Raw genomic sequence first — 22,810 nt, forward strand, 5'->3', positions numbered from 1 at the left:
GTTATGAAAAAGATAATAGCAATCCTGTTTTTTGGAACCTTATTCTTAGGAGTAGCTTGTAAGAAGGATTACTTCCATGATACCGGTGTACAAAAAGGTATTTATGATGGTAGCTCTTTGGAATTTATACATAGCAGACCTGATTTGTTTGACTCCCTTTCCAAGGTGATAAAACTAGCAGGTATGGAAGAGTTTTTGGATAAGAACCCAAACAGCTTCTTTGCTGCACCTGATTATACCATACAACGTTCGGTAAAAGCTTTAAATAAGTTTTTATATGATAATGGTAAAGATACGGTTGTCCGTTTAGAGCAGATCCATCCAGATATCTGGAAATCCTACCTCTCTTTGTACATTTTCAATAAGGTATTATTCCTAAAAGATGTGCCTCAGATTGATACCTTGAATATGAATGTGTATCCGGGTCAAGGTTTTGCTACTGTAGCAAATCAGAATATGAATTTAGGCGTACTTTATAATGATGTAAAGTCATCTGGTTCTGGTGGTAGTCAAGTGGTAAAATATGCTGGTTATAGACAGCTTTATATATCCTACATCAATAATATTAGTGATTTACAAGCTTTAGGAGCTATGATTAATGCGCCTGTTGCTACTTCCAATATTAAGACTAACAACGGCGTAGTGCATGTTTTAAACTTGAATAAACACAATTTTGGATTTGACACCTTCAAATTCATCTCATCAGTTTACAGTAAGGGTTTGGTTAATTAATTCAAGGTCATGATTAATAAAAGAAAGAATATATCGATCATTTTATTTGCAGCAATAGGCTTTGTTTGGCTTGTTAGTGCCTGTAGTAAAAATGTAATTACAGGAGAAGATCCTTATGCGGAAGGAAAAGCTCCACTAGGTGTTTATTTTGAACATTTAAATCGTCCCATACCTGCTGCTAAACCCGGAGATATTGTACAAGTATCCTTGCGTGGTACCAAGCAGTATGAAAAGGAAATGGAATTGTTTTTAAATGAGCAATTGTGTGTTTTACAAAAAGTAACGGACTCTACAGTTAGTTTTATTGTTCCCAATCAAGTGGCGACTGGTGGTATAAAGGTGAAGATTCGAGAGGAGATTTATTTCGGACCTAAAGTTCCAATTGATGGAAATGTTTATTTAGATCCTACATTCTATACTACGAATGGTTTCAATGGGCCAATTAATCAATTACTATCTGATCGTGCAAATCCAGGAAACTTTATTGCAGTAGGTAACTATAAGATATTTGTTAATAGGGGTTTTGATCCTAGTGATTATGATGATGTTATTCTAGGTGGTATTCAGCGCATAACCACAGAAGGGATTGCCTCCACTGTTCCGTTAGTACAAGGGATTGGAGCTGTGGGTACTATAAACAGTATTGTACAACGTGCTGATAATAAGTTTTATGTGGCAGGACAAATTAACAAGTATAATAAAGATGCTGTTGGTAATTTGGCACGTTTAAATGCTGATGGTAGTTTAGATACCCTACGGGTAGCTGTATTAAATGATAACCTTGCCAGACCATATGATTCATTTGATACCGTATCAAACTTTAATGCCTCTTTAGATGGTGGTATAATACAGAAGCTCTTTTTGACCGATCGTGAGGATGTTATTGCCGTGGGTAATTTCACCCAATACAGCAATATCGATTACACCCAATCTACTAAAACTATACTTTCTAAAAAACAAATTCTGGTTCGAAATATTGCAAAAATCGGGGTAGATGGAAAGCTTGATTTAAACTATAATAGTAATAATACAGGTACCAATGGTACAGTTGGCTCTTCCGTATTGCTTCCTTCTGGAAAATTAGTTGTTGTAGGAAATTTCACAAGCTACAATGGTCAACCTAGAAACCGAATTTTTGCGCTTAATGCAGATGGTACCTTAGATCAAGGGTTTCAAATAGGTTCAGGAGCCAACGATGAGATATACAGTATTTTTTATAATTCACGGTTAAAGAAAATGATAATTGCTGGACGTTTTACCACATTCAACGGTAAACCCGCAAATGGTGTAGTTGTATTGCAAGAAAATGGACAGACCGATGAGCAGTTTAAGTTTGGTACTACCGATGATCGCAGGCCTAATTATGCTATGCTCATGAATAATTCAAAAGTTGTTGTTTTTGGTGATTTTGAAAATTATAATAACGTTCGAAGATCCAACTTGTTGATTCTTGAATCTAATGGAGAAGCAAAACAACATTTTAACAATATGGGGCCTATAGTTGGTCGAGTTACCAGTATCAATGAAGGCGTAACAGCAGCAGGCCATCCATGTTTATATATTTCGGGAATGATCAATTCTGTTGATGGGAAAAATGTGTTTAATATATTCAAATTGATCGTAAAAAATTAAACTATGAAAAATACTAATCAAATATTAACCTTTTTAGTCCTCATGGTTTCCAGTTTCTTCTTGGTTAGCTGTAGTCAGGATTTTGAGAAATTAACCAAGGAATATAATACAGATCCTGATGCACAAGATGCTGTAATGACAAAGGTGTTGGTGGTTGTTGTAGACGGTGTTCGTGGTGATATGCTGAATGTAATGGAGCCTGTGAATTTTAGGATGATCGCAAAAAATGCCTTTTATTGTAATAATTCCTTAGGTGATTTTACGAATAGTGCATTTACGAAAGAAACAGGTTATGCGAATATCTTTACAGGTGTAACGAGTGAAAAAAGCGAGGTTCTTAACGATTTAAGTACCTGGGAAGGGGAAGCCTATCCTACTTTTATTGGTCGGATAAAAAGCACTGTTCCAAAGTTTAACAGTTTAGCCTTTGTATCGGATGACAAATTGAAAAATACCTTACTTAAAGAAATTGATCAATCTGAGGTATTAGCTAACGATGCTGAAATAGTGTCAAAAACAAAAGCAGCCATCCAAAAAGAAGATGATGTTAATCTAATTGTAACTCAATTGTCGAATCCTTACAAAGTTGGGAAGGCAAGTTCTTTTGAAACAGATGATGTTAAATACCGTGATGCTATAAATACTTTAGATGCTCAACTTGGTGAATTAACCGAGTCAATCAAAAGTAGGCCAGATTATTTAAAAGAGAATTGGCTAGTAGTGGTAACCTCTTCTTATGGTGGTGAAATTGCTTATAAGGATCCTAATGATCCTACGAGATTTGCTGATAGTAAGCGTGATGTTTTCACTTATTTTTATTCGCCCTTGTTTTCCAAGAAAGTGGTGACAAAGCCAGTTACCTCTCCATTTAATTTTGCAACAAGTGTAATGAGTGTACCTTATATTAGCTCAAGTTTCGTAGCGGTTTATCATTTAAGAAATGCTGACAAATTTAATTTTGATTATTCAGAGAGTTTTACGATAAACTTTTTTGCGAAACAGATTGCATTACCAGGTATTGGAAAAGAGCTTACCGTGATACGTAAGCGTGGAAATGTCAATCCATTTTTACGTGGCTGGGAAGCAATGGTTAATAGCGATGCTACAGTTCGTTTCCGGGTTACTGGAATGGATGGTTTTATTGAAACAACTAAAATTGAAGATACAAACTGGCATGTTATCACCGTGACAGTAAATCGTGCAACAGCTAAAGCATCCATCTATATTGATGGAGTGCTATCTGCAGAAAAAGATGTAGAAGCATTGGATTTAACAAACGACGAGCCTTTATTAATAGGTAAGGTTCATACCATTCTAAACAACCAAGGATTAGGATATTTCTACAATTTTGAGGATCACAGTGGAAATTATTCTTATTGTAATTTCCAGATTTATGATTTTGCTTGGACGTCGGCTGATGTCACTAAATATGCTGGCCTATCAACAGTTAATCCAGAAGTTTCACCATATTTTGACAGCCTATTAGGTTATTGGCCAACCTATGAGGATAATAATGGTAGTAGGACCTTATCTGATGCCTCTGGTAATGGATTTACTATGGCTTCTGCAAATAGAGTTGCCTTTGTTACTGATCAATTGAAAAGCAATTTTATTCAGTCCGTGGTGCCTTTATCAAAATATAAGGAAGTGCCTAATCAGGTGGATATAGCACCATTTATTTATCAATGGTTTGGCATATTGCCGAGTAAAGATTGGAAGTTGGATGGACAATCGTGGCAACCTCCATATTTAATTTTAGAATACTAATCACTAGCTAAATCAACTTATGAAACGAATTATATATAGTTTATTCTGCGCGGCATTGGTATTCCAATCTTGTGGTAAGTATGGGTATGATTTTGATAATACCTATCCTGAAGGAGATAAGACTGGAAATGACTATAATGGCTCAGATAAAAAGGATACTAGATTTTTAGAAAAGGCTAAAGTTTTTCCTGGATTGGTAGGAGATGATGTGAAAAGGATCGCAGATACTACGGTACAAATGGACTTTAGATATCCAAATCCAAATCCTCAGGTTATCCGTACTAATTTTTCACCAAAAGCCATTTTAAATACTGGCCTTTATGCTCCTGCAGGAGAACCAATTCGTATTACCATTCCTGACGGAATTCAAGGAATGAAAGTACAGATTGGGGTACATACCGATTACCTTATTGAGCAGGGTGCTTTGCATAGAGATGATAAGATCACTATGACTGCAGTATTATTACCAGGAGAAAACTTAGTAAATAATCCTTTTGGTGGAACTATTTTATTGCAAGCAGATGTGGCACCTATCGCTAATGTTATGGCTGTTAAAGTTAAAGGTGCTGTACGTAGTCCAGACTTCGTCTTAGGGAAAACCAATGTTGCTACTTGGAAACAAGATATTCTAAAACAAGATGTTCCTTGGGTAGAGTTTCAAGGAAAAAACATTAGTTTTTCTGTTCCTAGGAATTATGTTCTGAAATATCTAAATGATATGGATCCAGAATACGCATTGAACTTCTGGGATGAAATTTATCAAAAAGACTTTTATCAATTTCAAGGTTTTGGATTGACCACAGATCCAAAGGATCAAGGTCCTAAATACGTAGATCGCTGTGTATTTGATATTCAGCCATTATTAGGAAGCCACTCTGGATTTCCTTGGATGATGCAATTGAGTGATGATAATTTTAAAGATATATTAACGAAATCATCATTAACTGCTTTCGATTTTAAGAAAGAAGCACTTCGTAAAGTCTATTCTTTAATAGGACAAAACCAAGCTCAATCAAGAGGATGGATGTGGAAAACTATTGCGCCAAGCATGGAGACAGTTTACATGTATCGCACAGCACAGCGCTTAAATTTACCATTGTATAATACAGATCCTTTGATTGTTAATTCGCACAAATATGCGATGGAATTTATTAATAGTACAACCAAGCGTGATTTAGGAACTTTAGCTGCTGATTATCCATCGATATATCATCCTGTGATCTTTTCTACACCAATTATTCAAATCATGGAGAAGGCTGTTGGTAAAACAGGTGAGCCAGGTTGGAAACTATTGTCAAAAATATTCTCTGAAGGTCGTTTAAGCACCATGAATTTTTTAATTGCTCAAAATCAAATTGACTTTTTTTATAAGACTCTTTCGGAGGCTACTGGAAAGGATTACCAACGATTTTTAAAAGAATGGGGGATTTATCCAAGTTATTTTGTTCAACAAGAAATTCGTAAAAATTATCAACCACTTGAACGCGCAATTTGGGAATATAACCCTGCAGATAAGACAAAAGGTGATCAACCTGTAACTTCTAAATACGATCTGAATCACGGTTATTTCGTTTATACCACGAATGTAAGTACGTTTAGCAGCAATGGCTTTGATAAGATTAACGATAAGAATTATTCTACTTTCTGGCGTACTTGTACAGGTACTTGTGAGGTTGTGACTACACTGCCTGTCTATGTTAATTTGGATTTAACGAGAGTGGAATCTTTTAAAGGGTTGTTCTACGGAAATCAAGGAACTACTGCTAATATGGCTAAGAAAATAGAAGTGTATACCAGTGAGGATCAATATACCTGGAAATTAGTAAAGACTTTCTCTGGTTTACCACAGAGAGGATCAGGAAGAATTGAACTGGAGCTTGATGAAATAGTGGATGCACAATATGTTCGAGTAGCATTTCCAGAGGTTAATAGTAGTGGTACAACCTTAGTAGCACTAAGTGAGTTGGGATTATTTTATGATATTAAACGCTAAGAGATGAATAGATTTCTTTGGTTATTTGGTTTAGCGATAGTTTTATTCGCATCCTGTAAGAAATATAATACCCCTGGATATTTAGAGGGGGAGAAGGCTGGTGTAGATTCTGCAAAAGTATTTGCCAGAAAGGTTTTGCTTGTTCAGATAGACGGCTTACCTGGAAAGGAAATTGAAAAATACCTGACCACTAATAAAGGCAAGTTGGCCAATCTTGAAAAATTGATGGCTGTAGGAAAATATAGTTTTAAAACCCTTGCCGGTTCAGCAAATGGAGAAGCAACAGCTTGGAGCACACAGTTTTCTGGCTTTGATTATAGTTCACATCAAATTAAGGATTTATCTTTTAAAAGCGCCACGGATCAAAGTCGTCGCGGTATTGCTAAAAACACTGGCGTTCCAGGTCTTTTTACTCGATTAAATACCTTGAATACGGAATTAATCAGTTATTCATTCATGCAATCGAAAGAGTTAAGCAGCGTGATATCTCAAGGTGCTACAGAGCGTTTTGTTTTTACTAATGATGTTGATGTAGTGAAATCAGCAGTTGATATAATAAATAAGCGTGCAGTAGATTTCTGTTTAGTAGAATTGACCGATCCGGTGATAGCAGGGAAAAATGGTGGGTTTATAGTAGAGAATAGTAAATATACAGATGCACTTCAAAAAGCTGATGCAAATATTGGAAAACTGTTAGATGCTATACAACAAAGAACAAATGTAAATCAAGAGGATTGGATGATTATTGTTTCTTCCTCTTTTGGTGGAACAGCAGCTGGTGTGACGGCAAATGCGGAGAATTCAAGTTTGGAGACCTTTGCACTTTATAGTTCGCCAAGATTAAGTGAGAAAAAATTTGATGATGATAAATTCTCCTACTTTCATGCCTATGGATATTATCCAATGGTTGTAAAACATTCTGAAAACAACACCAACCCACGTGGATTTGATGAGATGGGTTATAGAGCTCAGAGTCCTGCAAATGAAGGTTCTAAACCCTTTAATTTCAGCACTACTGGTGAGCTGTTAATCGAATTTAGAATGCGTACTTACCCAGATAATTACTGGGTAAATTTAGCAGGGTCAGGCGGTTACACTTTTTACAGTAATCAGTTTATTGGGAAGGATTCTTCTGCCATTGCTCCTAATACACCTGGATGGAGTATTATCGGTTGGAATAATGAATTTTCTTTACGCTTAGATAACGGAACTACTAATGCAAAAGCTAATATTTCTAAAGGTACAGATGGCGTATGGACTCATTATGCCCTTTCCATAAAAAATTATACAACCAATTCAGTTGTCATTAGATGGTATGTAAACGGTGTACAAAGGGAATATTTTACGATGCAAAACTTTACGGTCGCAAGTATCAGTAATAATTATCCATTTACGCTTGGCTTTAATGAACAAGATGAATTTTATGCAATCACATCTGCAGATTATGGCAATGTGCGTGTATGGAACTCGAGTTTGACCAATGAAGATGTTGCTAGGTTGGCCTGTCAGACCACTGTGCCTACATCCGATCCAAACTACGCTAAATTAATTGCTTCCTATGACCAAATCTTTATTCCTGGAAACAAAAAGATTTGGAAGAATAGCATTGTAGGAAAAGCTGCCGATTTAACGATAAGTGGTAAGGATCCTATAAAGGATTATGATCGCTTAGGTACTTCTTGTAAGATTACAGTACCATTTAGGACAGTTGATCTATTACCCCAAGTCTTTTATTGGCTAGGTTATACCGTTCCAGCTGAATGGAGATTAGATGGACGCTTATTTTTGAACCAATTTGAAAATGAAATCACACGATGAGAAGAATTAGCATATTTTCATTTTTGCTAGGCATGTTTGTATTATTTTTCAGCAGCTGTGCAAAGGATACTTTACAACAATTCCCCGAAGTGGAAGGTGTAGATAGTAGCATAAATTTTCTGAGAAAACCTACAGGTATTTCGGTAACTGGTGATTACGATCAAAAATTGGTGATTGATTGGAGCAATATGCAAAAGGAAATCAAAGAGATTGAATTACGCTATATTGATGATAATCAGAACCAAAAGTTAAAGGTTACAGATTTCTCCAAACCCTTGGTATTGGAGATGAAATTCTTTAAGGAATATAGTTTGGAATTTTATGCGGTTGATAACGGTCTTTTTTCAAATCCTTCCGTTATAAGGACATGGACTAAAGAATCTTATTTGACTTCAATAATGCAACAAATTCAAGCGTTATCAATTCCTGGGACAACAAAACTTTCGTTTGTTAACCCATTGAAAGAGAAGATAACTTATGAATTTACTTACTTAGGCACAAGTACTGATTCGGTTCATTTAAAAGGAGATTTCTCGCAAGAACAGTTCTCCAAACTCATCAGTCCAATTCAAGGAAAACAAATGAGTGTAACGGTTACCATGCCTGACGGGGAAAAAGCGAAAAGAAGTTTTTCTGTCGAATATCATTCAAAAAGTTATTCTGCAGCTTCAGATAATGATAATTGGACCCTTTATACCGATAATCCAAACACGCATGCTACAAACTATTTCCTAGATCGTGCATTTGATGGTCGAGTAGGTCAAGGGGCAACATTAAGTACTTATGCATTCCGTACAGGTACAACGGGTAATACAAAGAATATTCGTTTTTTCTTCTCGAAACAACGGGTAGCAACCACCTCAAAATACGATGAGACTTCCTTAATGAATCCTACAGGTCCTTTTGATGAAATTCTTCCAACGGTTTTAAACATAAGTTTTCAAAATAACTTTGTAGCAAATTTAAATACCATTACCGTCATTGGTATACGGGCGGATAAAAGTCAAGTTAAGTTGCTGGAGAATTTTGATATAAACTACGTTAAAACCAGTATTGAACTGCAAGCTAAAATACCCCTGCCAAATCAGGGACCGTTAATTGGTTTGCATTTGCAGTTTAATAATACTTCTGCAGCTACTATAGCTATACATGAGATAAATATTGATGGTTTTCCATTTTAGTAATTGATAATAGAAAAAATATATAAGATGAAGAAGCTTTTTTTGTTTTCAGGAATATTCGCCCTTTTGGGAATCTGCCAAGTTCAAGCACAAGAAAAGGTAGAGATTAAGGGGAAATTGGATATTGTCCTTAATCATTCAGTAGTCCGTCTATTGAAACCCGTTGAAGGTAGAATGGTTGAAATTGCAAGTGCAAAAGGTTTGGAAGAAGGAGATTTTGGATTTTCATTTTATCCTTCTGAAGAGTCATTCTACGTCATTGGATTTGGGGGTACAAATTCGTTAAATAACAATTATACGTTTTATTTTAAGCCTGGTGATAAACTAGATCTGACGATCAACGATTCTACCTATATGCTAAATGGTAAATCTATTAGTCCAGAAAACCAAGTTTTAAATAAATGGCATAATGAAATTCTAAATTTCGAGCAAAAGGTAGTCAATAGCCGTGAAAAGTATAGTCGAGGAGATCATACCATGCCGCAAATTGATGCTTTATATAAACGCACTAAAACATTTGCAAAGGAGAATCCAACGAAAAATAAACAGTTCAATCATTTGTTGCCCATATTATTGGACGTTAATTTTTACAGCCTAATAGGAGAGTATTTCCAAACCAAAGGAATGGTGGAACGTGGTAAAAAAGATTTATTAGGTGAATTCTTACATGGAATAAAACCAAATACCTTTACGCATGCTGCTTCTGACGTGCATCAACTTCCTTGGGGAAACACTGCAGTTGAAGGATATACACATGTCCTAGAACGCGTTCGTAAACCTACAGATTTGAATGTTGCAAGAACTTACGAGGTTTTCGAGCGTAAAATGACTTATTTGAATAACGACACCTTGAAAGGCGATATTTTGGCTAATTATCTTTACCGTCAAAATGAATTCGAAAAGTATGATGAGGCATACCAGAAATATGGAGACCTTATAACACTTCCAAAACAAGAAGAATTGAACATGGCAACACTTATCCGTGTGGCCAAATTAAAACCTGGAGATCAAGGATTAAATTTTAAATATCCGAATCTCCAAGGTGAAATGGTTCAATTCAATGATTTCAAAGGTAAAGTTGTTTTATTGGATATGTGGGCTTCTTGGTGTCATGCTTGCCGTGCAGAAGTTCCTGCTCTTAAAAAGCTGGAAGAGGAACTAAAGGATAATCCAAACTTTGTAGTAGTTAGTATTACACTCGATGTACCAAAAGATCGTGATAAATGGTTGAAGGCTATGAAAGATGATGGTACAGAACATAATATCCAATTGTGGGCAAATGGCTGGACTTACATTACCAAATATTATAACTTCACAACCATTCCGCAATTTATGCTTTTCGATAAAGAAGGAAAGATTATCACACTTAGTGCGCCAAGACCAAGTGATCCAAAACTTAAAGAACTAATCTTAAAGCATCTATAATTCATTAGAAAAACTGGGTAAATAAATAATAGGTTTAGGGTCTAGCTAATTTTTAGTTAGGCTCTATTTTTTTTATATCCTGTTAACTCCAATACCTATTGCATCATCAAAGTCAAGTTCCTATCCGAAGAATTTTTCTCAAGAGACATTTATTGTAAATAAAGAGGTGAATTATACTAATAATATAATTATTTAGGTTAATTGGTTTTCTATGCATCTAATTTTATTTTAATAATTTCGAATAATATATTTTGTAAAGTATTGATTGTAAGGTGTTACTTATTAATAAGTGATTTGCCTTACTATTTATTGTGATTCCCTTCATTTGCGTAATAGCTAATAAATAGCATATTTGTTAAATATTAAACATTCATGGGTAAAAAATATTATCGATTTATCTCGTATGATAGCGTAGGGTAGATTATCTATGTACTTGTCGAAATAAAATAAAATTTAAAGAATAAATATGAATTTAAAAGGCGAAAATGATCTAGCTGGTTTAAAGATTAAAAGAAAGTATGTAAAACCTAACATAGAAGAGATTCTTGTTCAGATGGAAAGTGAAATTGCAGCAGGCTCAGCTATTGTTAATCCTATTGGGCCAACAAATAACTCAATAATGTACGAATGGGAGAAAGGCGAGGATGAAGTTATTTCCGAATATGGTGACAAGGTAATTTGGTAATTAATAATGATGAAAATGAAAATAAAATTTCAATTATTGCTTGTGTCGGTCTTTGCATTTATAATCCATATTGCTTACACCTCTTGTTCAAAATCCTTAGATAATGGAGATTTAGAGGGAGGGAAAGTAGTTCTAAAGTTAAATTATAAAGGTGCTGTATATCCGCTCCAGGAAAACTCTGATATACCAGATAATCTAATTCAGAATAGGGGAGAATCGACTAAAATGACCAATCAAGTAAAAACGGCTCCTTTACCTAATGGTGATATGCTGGTCGCTGTTTTAGAAGAGGCCAACCAAGAAGAATCGAGATCTGAAAGAACTGCTCGTGCAATGGAAATGGCTCCTGATGTAAAATATAGAATTTTAGTGTATGATGCTAATGAGAAATTAGTAACACAGGAACAATTTATTAGTGTTGATAAGGATGCCTCCTTAATAATGGATGCCGGAAAAAGCTATACTTTCGTTATCTACTCGTTTAATAATACAAAAGACATTCCTCCGATTTCAAAGGATGTTGCCCTTTCTGATCTTGTGATACAGAACATAACTGCTGATTCTGAATTTTTATATAATAAATCCGTCAAGAAAATAGAATATGGTTCATCTAATTTTTTAGATGTCGTACTGCATTATCAGATGGCCAAAGTTTCTGTAGTATTTGAATCTTCCCCCGATATGGGTGTTTTTACTTCTATTAAAGCTTCCTTAGGTATGCATTATCCTACAGCTAACTTTAACTTAGGTCGTAAAGAGCTGATGCCCTATGGAACTCCTGTCATGCTGCCATTAATTATAACTGGTCAAGGAAATTTATGGGAAAGTAAAGAATTGATTATATGCGGAACAACGAATAAGGGAAGCTCTTTAAAAATTTCGGAAATCACGCTTAATGGTATGACCCAAACCATTCCAAATTCTGGAGATGGTCAGATGCCAAATACTATGATACCTGAACTGACTGGTTTCCAAATAAAGCCTGGATACCATTATAAATTAAAGGTTAGTTTTCAAGCAGCAGGAATACGGGTTAATAATTTGGTTTGGGCAAAAGGAAATTTAGCTAAAGTAAATGGAATTTATTTTAACCGTCATCTCCCTGAAGAGACTGGATGGGGACAGGGATTGAATTATGGGTCGGAGATGACTTTAAACAACAAACGTTATCATACAGATTATTGGACCTTTGATTCCTTTGAACCTTTAAAAGTCATCAACGCGGTTTGGCCAAACAATAAGCATATTGATCGTATAAAGGATGTAGTTGATGATCCTTGTACAAAAATCATAGGTGGAAGATGGCGAATGCCCACTATTCAAGAATATGCTGATTTGGGAGAGGTCAATAGTACTTTTCCAGAAGTCGATGTTCAATATCTTCCGAAATTTCAACCTAATGGGAATCCCGATACAGGTCACATTTGGTGGGATGGTGTAAATGAAATTACTGGTAAATCTGAACGATTGAGGTTTTATGCTGCTGGGCGAGCTTTCGGTGCAGGAGCTGCCCCCTATGGTTCTTGGCGACCTGGTTACTTTCAATACCTTGCCATCGATGCTAATATAGGCTGCTTGAGTTGTATTCAAGGAGCAACTGCCCCAACGGCAAATGAACAAGAGTATAAAAACAGTTCAAATGGCGGTTGTACTTTTAGATTGGACCCTCCGACTTACCGAGGAAGTGTCAGTGGAAAAACCTTTGTCAGTGATCGACATTTCGATGGAACAAACGAATTCTCTAGAGATGAACGTTTGCCAATTCGATGCGTCCGTGATGTACTGAAATAATGCTGCAAATCCTATAATTTTTTATTTCATTCTTTTGTGTTAATGATGTAATAAGAGCGTTTATTGTTAAGTTTCAATTCCTTTTGTTGCAGTTTGGGAGTACAGTAATGTGCTCCCTTTTTTTTCTGACTAAATTTCTGAATTGTTCGTAAAATCTAAACCTCCCCACATAAACAATCCCATTTCCATAAAATAAAAAAATCGGTAAAATCAGCGATATAACCATATGATTTTTCCTTAATCCTTTCTATTGTTTTTTGATATTTTCTGGTGCCTTTTGTTTGATGTCTAACTGACTCTTACAGAGGTTTTCTTCGACACTCCTTCGGATCTCCTTCGGAACTCGTTCGGAACTCCTTCGGATCTCGTTCGGTTAGAAGCGAACGAGATCCGAACAAGATCCATGTCAAATCCTTATAAAATCCGTAGGAGTATAGAACAAAAGTGTCCTTAAAATCTAGTCAAATTATACCCGAATATCATTCATACAGAAAGTCCATATTAAGGATTGCCATTTATCATAAAACAATAAAATAAAATGTAGAAGCAAATACCTGCCTTATTAATCGACCATTAAACTGAAAAAATAATATTTCAAAATCATAGTTTTAAATACATTTGTCTGGTTAATATATTTGCCATTAAACACAGTTCCATTTTACAGAACATAATTTTGGGATTGTTGAATTAAAAATAACCTGGAACAATATCCAATTATCTAACATCTACATTAAAATGCGCCGCATACTTTCTTTACCATTTTATTTGAAATTAGCCTGTAGTCTAATTATTTTGATTGCCCTCTTTTACATTGCTAGGGTAGGACAGACTATCATTGCACCCTTTGTGCTAGGCAGTTTGTTTGCATTTTTACTGACTCCATTTGCTAGTTGGATGGAGCGGAAATTGCGTTTTCCTAGGGTTTTGTCTTCTCTTGCCGCTTTGTTATTGCTATTTACTTTTATTTCAGGAATAATTGTTCTACTAGGAGCGCAAATGACAAGTTTAAAGGAAGATTGGCCGGCCTTCGAGAAACAGGTTGTTAGTGGATTGGACTCTTTACAGAAATGGATTTCAGCCACTTTCCACATCAATTATTCCGAGCAGGTGGGTTATATCAATGATACGCTTTCAAAATCGGTTGGACAGGGTACTGCTATCTTGGGTGTAGCCATTATTTCCATGTCTTCCAATTTTATATTATTGGTTTTTACATTTCTATATACTTTTTTCATTTTAACTTATCGTGGACATATCGTTCGATTTCTGTTATTGCTCAATCATGAAAAGGATCATAATATCGTATTGGATATTGTTGCGCAAGTGCAATACGTGGTAAAGCGCTATTTGATTGGTTTGTTTTTGCAGATGATCATTGTTGCGGTGATGACCTTTATTGCCTTGAGTATTATTGGAGTGAAATACAGTTTAATGCTCTCCATTTTTACGGGACTATTCAATGTACTGCCTTATATAGGGATCTTTGTCTCCCTTCTTGTAATCGCCTTAATTACCTTTGCAACCTCTTCCATGGTCCACGTGTTATTCGTGTTTTTAGCTATCATCATTATTCATTTTATCGATAGCAATTTTGTTGTTCCTAAGGTGGTTGGTTCGAAGGTTCAGGTTAATTCGATGGTTGCCATGATGGCAATTTTCTGCGGTGAATTAGTTTGGGGAATTTCAGGGATGTTCCTGGCCATTCCATTATTGGCGATTACGAAAATTGTCTTTGATCGGATTTATCCATTGAAACCTTGGGGATTCTTGATGGGAGAGGATGGTGATTCATCGCTTTACCAACAACTCCGAGAAGAACAGCGATTAATAGACGGCATACACGAAGTAAAAACTAAAACAGAGGATATATAATTTCAGAAACCTTCAAACATCAAAATCATGGAAAAGAAGCATTTTAAGGAGATCATGGAAAAGAGTAATGAGAGCATGACTAAGCTTCATGAGATCGTTAGGCAGAGTATGGAAGAAGAAGCTTTGCTGGTTGATCGGTTGGTTCATCCACCTAAAGAAGTGCTTTCAGAAGGTCAGAAGATATCCGATAAGGTAGCTCGTTTTGGGGGAAGCTGGACTTTTATTATCGTATTTACGGTTTTGTTGATTCTGTGGATTATTTATAATTCCAATGTTCCTGCAAAGGAACGGTTTGATCCTTTTCCATTTATTTTGATGAATTTGGTGCTTTCCTGTATTGCAGCATTGCAAGCACCGATTATTATGATGAGCCAGAATAGACAAGAGGAAAAGGATAGAATGCGTGCGGAAAATGACTATATGGTAAACTTAAAAGCTGAATTGGAGATCCGTAGCCTGCATCAGAAAATGGATATGCTATTAGAGGAACAATTAAAGGGTTTATATGAATCGCAGGAAGATCAATATAAATTGATTACCTCGCTTTGCCATAAGGTTGATCAGATGGAAAAGAAGTTGGGAGGAGAAGGGGGTGAAGAAAAATAGACTGATCGATTAGGTTTTTATGGAAATATTTTAAGTTAAAATCTTGATCTTAATAGTACGTTCTTACCTTTTTTTATAAGTTGTCCATATATTTTGGTTCTTAAAAAATTAAGAATTAAAAATAAATTGTAATTCGATAAATATGAAATATTGGTTCGAATATTGTATCTTACAAGGGTATTTGTTGATGACTTTCTATTATTAGCCCTATTTCATTTAGATTATTTCATGAACAGCGTAAAATAGGTGTTTAGTTAACTATTTTTAAAAGAAATTCATTCAAACAAAGAACATTGAAACAAAAGCATAAAAATGAGATCTAAAATTATTGGCACAGGAGCTTGTCATTCCTTGGTGGATGTTCCCAATTCACACTTTGCGGAACATGTGTTCTTTGATGAGGCAGGGGAGAAGTTGAAGGATTCACTAAAGGTGATTAATAAGCTGGAAGCGATTACTGGTATTGCTGCTCGACGATACGCGAAGGATAATAAGGTAGCAAGCGATTTAGCCTTTGAAGCAGCTGAAGCAGCTATCCAAAATGCAGAGATTGATAAAGAAAGTATTGATTATATCATCGTCACGCATAATTACGGTGATATCCCCAAAGGAACCAATCAATCGGATATGGTCCCTAGTATTGCTGCTCGTGTAAAACATCTTTTAGGAATTAAAAATAATTCCTGTATTGCATACGATATGATTTTTGGTTGTGCGGGTTGGATAGAAAGTGTTATTCATGCTGATGCCTTTATTCGTTCAGGATTAGCAAAACGCTGTTTAGTTATTGGCGTCGATGTTCTATCTCGTGTTATAGACCCTGTAGATCGTGACTCCATGATCTTTGCTGATGGAGCAGGAGCAGGAATATTGGAACTTACCTCACTAGATACCGGTATTTTGGCTACAGCGAGTGCCACCTTCTCCGTTGATGAGGTAGACTATATCAATTTTGAAGGGTCCTATAATGAAGAGGAATCGCCAGGAAGACGCTTTATTAAGATGAAAGGTCGTAAGATTTATGAGTTTGCCTTAGTAGAAGTGCCTGCTGCCATGAAATCCTGTTTGGATAAGGCAGGTATTGATATAGACGATTTAAAGAAAGTTTTTATTCATCAGGCAAATGAAAAAATGGATCAGGCAATTTTGGATCGTTTCTATAAACTTTACGATAAGACTGCTCCTGAAGGTATCATGCCGATGAACATTAAAGACTTTGGCAATAGTAGCGTGGCGACAGTACCTACGCTTTATGATATGGTACGAAGAGGTCAAGTAGAAGGTCAAGAATTGAATAAAGGTGATATTATTTTATTTGCAGCTGTAGGTGCAGGTATGAGTCTTAATGCGATCGTTTATCGCGTAGATTAATCGATATTATCAGATTAAAGAATAGGAGAAAGCCTTTTATATTTAGTAGATTTATAGTTAGAAATAAATCTCTCCTATGCTAGATCTTAAATTGGCTGTCTTAATTGACGCAGATAATATTCCCAGTACATACATCAAAGAGATGTTGGAGGAAATTTCCAAAAATGGTACTCCAACAATTAAAAGAATATATGGCGATTGGACAAAAGCACATTTAACTGGATGGAAGAATGTGCTTTTGGAAAATGCCATCACCCCCATACAACAATACAGTTATACTACAGGCAAAAACTCTTCGGATAGTGCATTGATCATCGATGCCATGGATATCTTGTATTCAGAGAAAGTCAGCGGCTTTTGTATTGTTTCCAGCGATAGTGACTTTACACGATTGGCTACTCGACTTCGAGAAGCCGGGATGGTCGTCATTGGTATTGGTGAAAAGAAAACCCCTCAGCCCTTTATTGTTTCTTGTGATAAATTCATTTATATTGAAATTCTTAAACCTGAAGAGAAGGAATCCGTGTTGAAAGATACGGAAAGGACGCCTTCGAAAGCAACTTCTAAACGTGTTACCAAAGCTTTAGATAAAATAGACAGGCAGACAGTCAAACTTATTATGAATAGCGTGGAAGATTTGTCCGATGAAGCTGGATGGACTTTTCTCGCTTTGCTAGGTAGCTATATCTCAAAGAAAAAGCCTGATTTTGATCCACGTAATTATGGTTTCGCTAAGTTGTATGACTTGATTAAACATATGAATAAATTCGAAATCGATGAAAGAGAATCCGGCGGACATAAACATGTGAAGCATATTTATATTCGGATAAAGGAATAGTTTTTCAAAAATTTTTTAGGACTATTTAGATGGTAAAAGATATTTAAGAATAGGTTTGTTCAATAATCTTAACGGGTTTTTAATTGTTAAAAATCTCGAGTGTTTAAATAATAAAGTATATTTTAGCGCCTTGATATTATTAAGCCGATATGAACAGAATTTTCTTGGTACTTTTTAGTTGTTTTCTTTTTACTTCAAGTTTTGCGCAAAATAAGGAAGTCGATGAATTGGTAGATCGTTTTATAGATACGTTAGAAAAACGATCTTTTATGAGACATCAAGTTGATTTTCAGAAAATGAGATCAGAGACGAAGATAAAAGTGAAAAACATCCAAGAGACTGATTCATTACTTACTATATTTCAATCCTTGGTTCGCAGCCTAAAAGACCATCATTCTAGTGTGGCACTTTCAGAAGAAAAGGAAGATGAAATGGCCTTATTAAATATGATTGCGAGTACTACTTACGAGCAAGCAGGTATGCCAACGCAAAATTTTCAGCATCGGATGATTAATGAGAAGTTTGCTTATATAAATGTTCCAGGAGTACTATTAGAACACAAACGATCTTTTGATTCGCTACAAAGCCAGTTAATAGAACTGGATAAACAAAACCCTAAGGCTTGGATTATAGATTTGACGGAGAATGACGGTGGAAGTTATATTCCGATGGTTGTTCCATTTCATAGTTTAATTGATACCAATAAAACATTTTCCTATTTTGAAGGAGAGTTCGATGAGCAGGGAAATAAGGTTTTAAAGAACGCATTTGAAGTGCCAGAAGATGGATTATATACAGATTCTAGTAAAGAGGCTAAGGTTGTTAAATTGGATAGCTTGCAGGCTGTGCAACTGAGAAATAATAAATTGCCGATTATCGTACTTGTTTCAAATATTACAGGTAGTTCTGGTGAGATATTCGCAGCACATTTTATTGGACAGCGAAATGTAGCATTGGTTGGTACTAAAACTAATGGTTTGACCTCTTCCAACGAATTGATTTATGTAGATAAAGGATATTCTGTCAACTTAATGACAGCTCTCTTAAACGATCGAAACGGTAAATCTTACAAGATAGGTGAGGGGATTAGCCCGGATGTTGAAATAGATTTTAGTTATCCAAAGGAGATGAAATCTTTTTCTGAACGTTTAAAATATACAAAGGAAAATAAACCTTTATTTTTAAATAAAGCCATAGAGGTTTTGGAGTCCAAAAGCATCTAATATCCATGCTTCTTTAAACAATATCTTACATTAAATCTCAAGAACTAAATCATTATTTAGATGGTTCTACTGTCAGATTAAATTTTCCATTGCTAATTGGAATTTTTTCTAGCGTTACACCGTCTTCATATCGTATTAGGGTTCCGGAGAAAGTTCCCTGCACATGGTCGTTAGTAATCTGGTCAATTTTAATTTCAAAATAGTCTTCCTTAGGTACTGATTTATTAGTTGCTGCGTAAGGTATTTTGACACGATCTTTTGTCACACTATAAAGTGCTAATATCCTAAACGGACTATTTTGGTCTGTGTTGTATTCTCCAGCTGGAAGTTTAGTGGCTGTATTTCAGATTTCTATTTCAAATAGCTCATTATCCCTAACGATTCCTCCAAAACTCCAATTTAGTGCCCTCAGGAAACCAATTGGCTTTAATAGAATATAGAACTCTTTTAATACCATTTATCTCATTTTTATGAACTCGCCTTTTTCATCTGAAGGGATACTGTCGTCTTTACCACAACTTAATATGAGCAAACCGAAAAGACAGATAAGGGGAGCTAGAAATAATCTTTTCATGTTTATGGAGATTAGTGGATGTGAAATTGGTTGCGAAAATTGTAGCAATTACATTTAATTAGCATTGTTTTAGAACTTAAAATATAGCTTAAGATTTCTTGAACGCTTAATTAAAGTCCATCGTCTCATAACTCTCAACAACGAATTTCCTCCATTTCCCTTTATTACGACCGCCAATTGAAAATAATTTCTCCTCAGCTTTATATCCGGATATGTTTAATTTTTGAGCAATTTGATCAATTTCACTACAAAAATTCTCATAATTGATCTTATTATTTTTATCAGTTACCCACCCTATTTTATCAATATGGGTTATGTTTTTTCTTGTTATTAAATTTATTGATTTTGCTACCCACTGATCCATAATATAACCATTTAATTGAGGAGCTAAAAAACAAATCAGTTTCGTGAAATATCCAATTCCTAAACCTGGTAATAGACCAAGTTTCCTTTTTTCTTGGATATATTCAAATGCATCTTGTCGAGTTGCAAAATAATTGTTTCGTAATTTGAATGTGATATCTAAAATGCTGGAAGGTTCTTTCAATAAATCTTTTCCATGCTCTCTATGCATTCCTCCCCACGATAAAATGGCTAGTAAACAATCAAAGTCTGCGTTGTTTGTGTCCTCACAGAAATCAAGTAAATCATCCCTATATAAACTCCTATCTAGTTTTTTGTTTTGATATTCTTTGCCAACAACAAATTTTATCCATGATAAAGAATTAGGTCCTGTAAATGGTTTTGATTCATCTTGAATTGCTAAAAAGTATTCTAAAATGTTATCAAATCTAACTTTGTCTTTCTTCTCTTTTGATGTAATATTTAAGGGTTCAATGGCTGCCTTTTCGATGGGATGAGCTATTGGATTTTGCCATTTTAAAAAGAAATCCCAATCAATAAATTCAAATTTATTTCTAAATATCCCGAGGTATTCTCCGCAAGATCTTCCTACATCCCATATTGCTTGAGCCGATCCTGGTCTGTTTGAAATTCCATTTTTTGAAATAAAATCAAAGAAGGTGAATCCATTTGGTTTGTACATAGAAAAATAATAAGCAACTAAATAAATACAAACGGGATGAGCACCTAAGTTGCGATGCGGAATATGAAGTAAATGTTGCTTAATTAATTCGGATCTTAATTCACCAGACGAATGAACCAGTTGCGGTTTTATTTCTTCAATTTTAAACGCTTTATATATTGGCTTCTCCCATTGTTTTAAATCATGAAAATTCCAGCCTAATTCATCTAAACGATTAAATAAGTTTGTAAATGTATTTACGGTTGGAATTACTTTATTAAAAATATTTCGCTCCCCTAATTTATTGAGTAATGTTGGTGTGGTATTCATAATTCTAATATAAATTTTAATTTTTAATGTTATTACAAAAGTACATTAGGTAACGACAAAAAATGTCGGACAAAACTACTACACTTGTACTATTAAATTTTTTATTCGATGAATTTCCAAGATAAATTAATGTGTCATGCACAGATAGTTTCCCTACTAACAAATAAGTGGGCAACGTGGGAGGAGATTAAAAATAGAATAGCTTCTAAAATTGACGATTCTTCGACATATAATGTTCGGACGTTCCAAAGAGATGTCAAAACCATAGCGGAAACATTTGGTATTGAAATCAAATACGCTAATCAAAAGAATGCATATGGGATTGATAATAAATCTGAAGCAAAAGCTAATATCGAAGCATTAGTATTATTGACATCCAAAATAAATAAGGTGGATTTACCATCTTTTGTTTTTAAAGATGATCAGGATGGTTTAGGAGCAGTGCATTTAGAAGAAATAATTTTTGCAATAGAAAATCAATTTTCCCTTTCTATTTTATATCAAAAGTTTCAAAAGAATACATCAGAAACCAGAAATCTTATTCCTTTAGCTTTAAAAGAAAATAATAAAAGATGGTATTTATTAGCAGAAGATTTAGATAAAGGTAGTCTGAGAATTTTTGGATTAGATAGAATGAATTTTCTCAAAATTAATTTTTCAAAAGGAAAAAGTAAATTCCATAGGGAAGAGATTTTTAAGTTATGGAATAGCTCTATTGGGATTACACTTCCAGAAAGAGGTAAATCTACTTCAGAGGTAATATTGAAAGTAGATTCTGTACTTGCTCCATACTTATTAAGTCTTCCATGGCATGTTTCTCAAAAGTCTAAGGATGAAGGAGAAAGAGGTATACTAGTTGAGATGAACGTCTTAATTGATAACTATTTAATAAATAAAATACTGTCCTGTATGCCGTATGTGGAGGTTATAAAACCGAATTTATTAAAAGAAAAAATAAAAGAAATATTAACCCAATCTCTTAAAAAAAACGAATCATGATGAATGACTATAGAACCACGGTAATTAAGGCTTTAGAAGTACTTGTTGATGCTAGAGGATATATATTTGCTGAGGTATTGAATCTTGCCTCAAAGGGAGAAATGTATGATGTTATGTCCGTATTTGAAGAAGGAGATAGCTATGACTTCGAATTAGCCCACTTTGAGAATATGGAAGATAAAAATATTGATAAATTAATAAACCTTTGTAAGCATATTGAAAGTGTTTATGAACAAATTAAAGATGATAATAATATTTTATCCGAGGAGATTTTTCCAGATGATGAAAATTGATAATCAATTTCAATGGTCATGATTTAACCACTTCAATTTGGTACTTATCTCAAAAAAATATTAGGTATGTGATCTCAATGATCTATAAGATCACATACCTTTTTTCTAATTAGGTTTTATTTTCAAACTGAATTTTCCATCTGTTAGCGTAATTTTCCCTAGGGTATTAAGTCCTTGAGTTTGTGCCAATACGCCGGAGAAAGATCCTTGTACATGTGAATTGTCAATTTTGTCAATTTTTAGATTAAAGGCATCATCTTTAGTTTCGGTATCTCTAGTTGCACCAGAATTAACCTGTCCGGTTCCTTGCATATGCATATGTGCAGCCAGAATAGTAAAAGATGTCGCATCATCCAAGCTGTATTGTCCAGCTGGTACTCTTGTATCGTCTGAAATAACTGAAATCATCAATGCTTCACTTGGATTATTGCCATCCATTATTGTTCCATTCATGGAAAGCGTATTTTCTCCATCAGCCCAATAAGCACTAACAACAGAGAAGTTTTTCTCTACCCCATCAACTTTAACCTTTAAATATTCCGTTCCTACTTCCCCTGAAACATCATCGTCTTTACTACATCCTAAACTCATTAAACTGAACATACCGATAGTTGCGGCTAATAAAATATTTCTTTTCATATCTGTAAATGATTGTT

General features: G+C 34.8%; 19 protein-coding genes. 16 read left to right on the forward strand and 3 right to left on the reverse strand.

All coding sequences use genetic code 11. From position 1 onward, the window contains the following. Nucleotides 1-3: 3 nt before the first annotated feature. From ACP6L2_RS00850 to ACP6L2_RS00915, 14 genes are all read left to right on the forward strand, one after another. Nucleotides 4-732, forward strand: a complete 729-nt coding sequence (locus ACP6L2_RS00850; protein ID WP_440507421.1) for a fasciclin domain-containing protein — start codon at nucleotides 4-6, stop codon at nucleotides 730-732. Between the two features lie 9 nt (nucleotides 733-741). Next, on the forward strand, nucleotides 742-2,364 hold the full coding sequence (locus tag ACP6L2_RS00855; RefSeq protein ID WP_440507422.1) for a DUF5008 domain-containing protein: 1,623 nt from the start codon (nucleotides 742-744) through the stop codon (nucleotides 2,362-2,364). Nucleotides 2,365-2,367: 3 nt separating this feature from the next. Next, nucleotides 2,368-4,131 (forward strand): LamG-like jellyroll fold domain-containing protein, encoded by a 1,764-nt coding sequence (locus ACP6L2_RS00860; RefSeq protein ID WP_440507423.1) that lies wholly within the window; start codon nucleotides 2,368-2,370, stop codon nucleotides 4,129-4,131. A 19-nt stretch (nucleotides 4,132-4,150) separates the two neighbouring features. Beyond that, nucleotides 4,151-6,124 carry a M60 family peptidase N-terminal accessory domain-containing protein gene (locus tag ACP6L2_RS00865; protein WP_440507424.1) on the forward strand — a complete coding sequence of 658 codons (1,974 nt, stop codon included), beginning with the start codon at nucleotides 4,151-4,153 and terminating at the stop codon, nucleotides 6,122-6,124. A 3-nt stretch (nucleotides 6,125-6,127) separates the two neighbouring features. Then, nucleotides 6,128-7,942 (forward strand): hypothetical protein, encoded by a 1,815-nt coding sequence (locus ACP6L2_RS00870; protein ID WP_440507425.1) that lies wholly within the window; start codon nucleotides 6,128-6,130, stop codon nucleotides 7,940-7,942. A 32-nt stretch (nucleotides 7,943-7,974) separates the two neighbouring features. Then, the gene (locus ACP6L2_RS00875; RefSeq protein WP_440507426.1) at nucleotides 7,975-9,123 is read left to right on the forward strand and encodes a hypothetical protein; all 1,149 of its coding nucleotides are present in this window, start codon (nucleotides 7,975-7,977) and stop codon (nucleotides 9,121-9,123) included. A 27-nt stretch (nucleotides 9,124-9,150) separates the two neighbouring features. Beyond that, on the forward strand, nucleotides 9,151-10,548 hold the full coding sequence (locus tag ACP6L2_RS00880) for a TlpA family protein disulfide reductase (RefSeq protein ID WP_440507427.1): 1,398 nt from the start codon (nucleotides 9,151-9,153) through the stop codon (nucleotides 10,546-10,548). 466 nt (nucleotides 10,549-11,014) lie between these two features. Beyond that, nucleotides 11,015-11,233, forward strand: a complete 219-nt coding sequence (locus ACP6L2_RS00885; RefSeq protein ID WP_440507428.1) for a hypothetical protein — start codon at nucleotides 11,015-11,017, stop codon at nucleotides 11,231-11,233. A gap of 15 nt (nucleotides 11,234-11,248) precedes the next feature. Further along, a complete protein-coding gene (locus ACP6L2_RS00890; protein ID WP_440507429.1) occupies nucleotides 11,249-13,024 on the forward strand; it encodes a hypothetical protein in 1,776 nt (591 codons plus the stop codon). Nucleotides 13,025-13,759: 735 nt separating this feature from the next. Continuing rightward, nucleotides 13,760-14,896 carry an AI-2E family transporter gene (locus ACP6L2_RS00895; RefSeq protein ID WP_440507430.1) on the forward strand — a complete coding sequence of 379 codons (1,137 nt, stop codon included), beginning with the start codon at nucleotides 13,760-13,762 and terminating at the stop codon, nucleotides 14,894-14,896. Nucleotides 14,897-14,923: 27 nt separating this feature from the next. Beyond that, the gene (locus ACP6L2_RS00900) at nucleotides 14,924-15,502 is read left to right on the forward strand and encodes a DUF1003 domain-containing protein (RefSeq protein ID WP_440507431.1); all 579 of its coding nucleotides are present in this window, start codon (nucleotides 14,924-14,926) and stop codon (nucleotides 15,500-15,502) included. A gap of 312 nt (nucleotides 15,503-15,814) precedes the next feature. Next, on the forward strand, nucleotides 15,815-16,873 hold the full coding sequence (locus ACP6L2_RS00905; protein WP_440507432.1) for a 3-oxoacyl-ACP synthase III family protein: 1,059 nt from the start codon (nucleotides 15,815-15,817) through the stop codon (nucleotides 16,871-16,873). A gap of 76 nt (nucleotides 16,874-16,949) precedes the next feature. Continuing rightward, a complete protein-coding gene (locus tag ACP6L2_RS00910) occupies nucleotides 16,950-17,711 on the forward strand; it encodes an NYN domain-containing protein (protein ID WP_440507433.1) in 762 nt (253 codons plus the stop codon). Between the two features lie 149 nt (nucleotides 17,712-17,860). Next, on the forward strand, nucleotides 17,861-18,934 hold the full coding sequence (locus ACP6L2_RS00915; RefSeq protein ID WP_440507434.1) for a S41 family peptidase: 1,074 nt from the start codon (nucleotides 17,861-17,863) through the stop codon (nucleotides 18,932-18,934). A gap of 52 nt (nucleotides 18,935-18,986) precedes the next feature. Here the strand turns inward: ACP6L2_RS00915 and ACP6L2_RS00920 are convergent, their stop codons facing one another. Then, nucleotides 18,987-19,199: a hypothetical protein gene (locus ACP6L2_RS00920; protein ID WP_440507435.1), complete on the reverse strand. Its 213-nt coding sequence runs from the start codon at nucleotides 19,197-19,199 to the stop codon at nucleotides 18,987-18,989. A 415-nt stretch (nucleotides 19,200-19,614) separates the two neighbouring features. Beyond that, on the reverse strand, nucleotides 19,615-20,862 hold the full coding sequence (locus tag ACP6L2_RS00925) for an 8-oxoguanine DNA glycosylase OGG fold protein (RefSeq protein ID WP_440507436.1): 1,248 nt from the start codon (nucleotides 20,860-20,862) through the stop codon (nucleotides 19,615-19,617). A gap of 108 nt (nucleotides 20,863-20,970) precedes the next feature. Here ACP6L2_RS00925 and ACP6L2_RS00930 point away from each other — a divergent pair, with 108 nt between their 5' ends. Continuing rightward, nucleotides 20,971-21,861, forward strand: coding sequence for a helix-turn-helix transcriptional regulator (locus ACP6L2_RS00930; RefSeq protein ID WP_440507437.1), 891 nt, complete (start codon nucleotides 20,971-20,973; stop codon nucleotides 21,859-21,861). Continuing rightward, on the forward strand, nucleotides 21,858-22,154 hold the full coding sequence (locus tag ACP6L2_RS00935) for a hypothetical protein (protein ID WP_440507438.1): 297 nt from the start codon (nucleotides 21,858-21,860) through the stop codon (nucleotides 22,152-22,154). The genes ACP6L2_RS00930 and ACP6L2_RS00935 overlap by 4 nt, the downstream gene beginning before the upstream one ends. A 105-nt stretch (nucleotides 22,155-22,259) precedes the next feature. Here the strand turns inward: ACP6L2_RS00935 and ACP6L2_RS00940 are convergent, their stop codons facing one another. Beyond that, nucleotides 22,260-22,793, reverse strand: a complete 534-nt coding sequence (locus tag ACP6L2_RS00940) for a hypothetical protein (protein WP_440507439.1) — start codon at nucleotides 22,791-22,793, stop codon at nucleotides 22,260-22,262. Nucleotides 22,794-22,810: the final 17 nt, after the last annotated feature.

Origin of the sequence: Sphingobacterium lactis (genome assembly GCF_051951495.1) — a bacterium.
In the GTDB taxonomy this organism is placed as follows: Bacteria; Bacteroidota; Bacteroidia; order Sphingobacteriales; family Sphingobacteriaceae; genus Sphingobacterium; species Sphingobacterium lactis_A.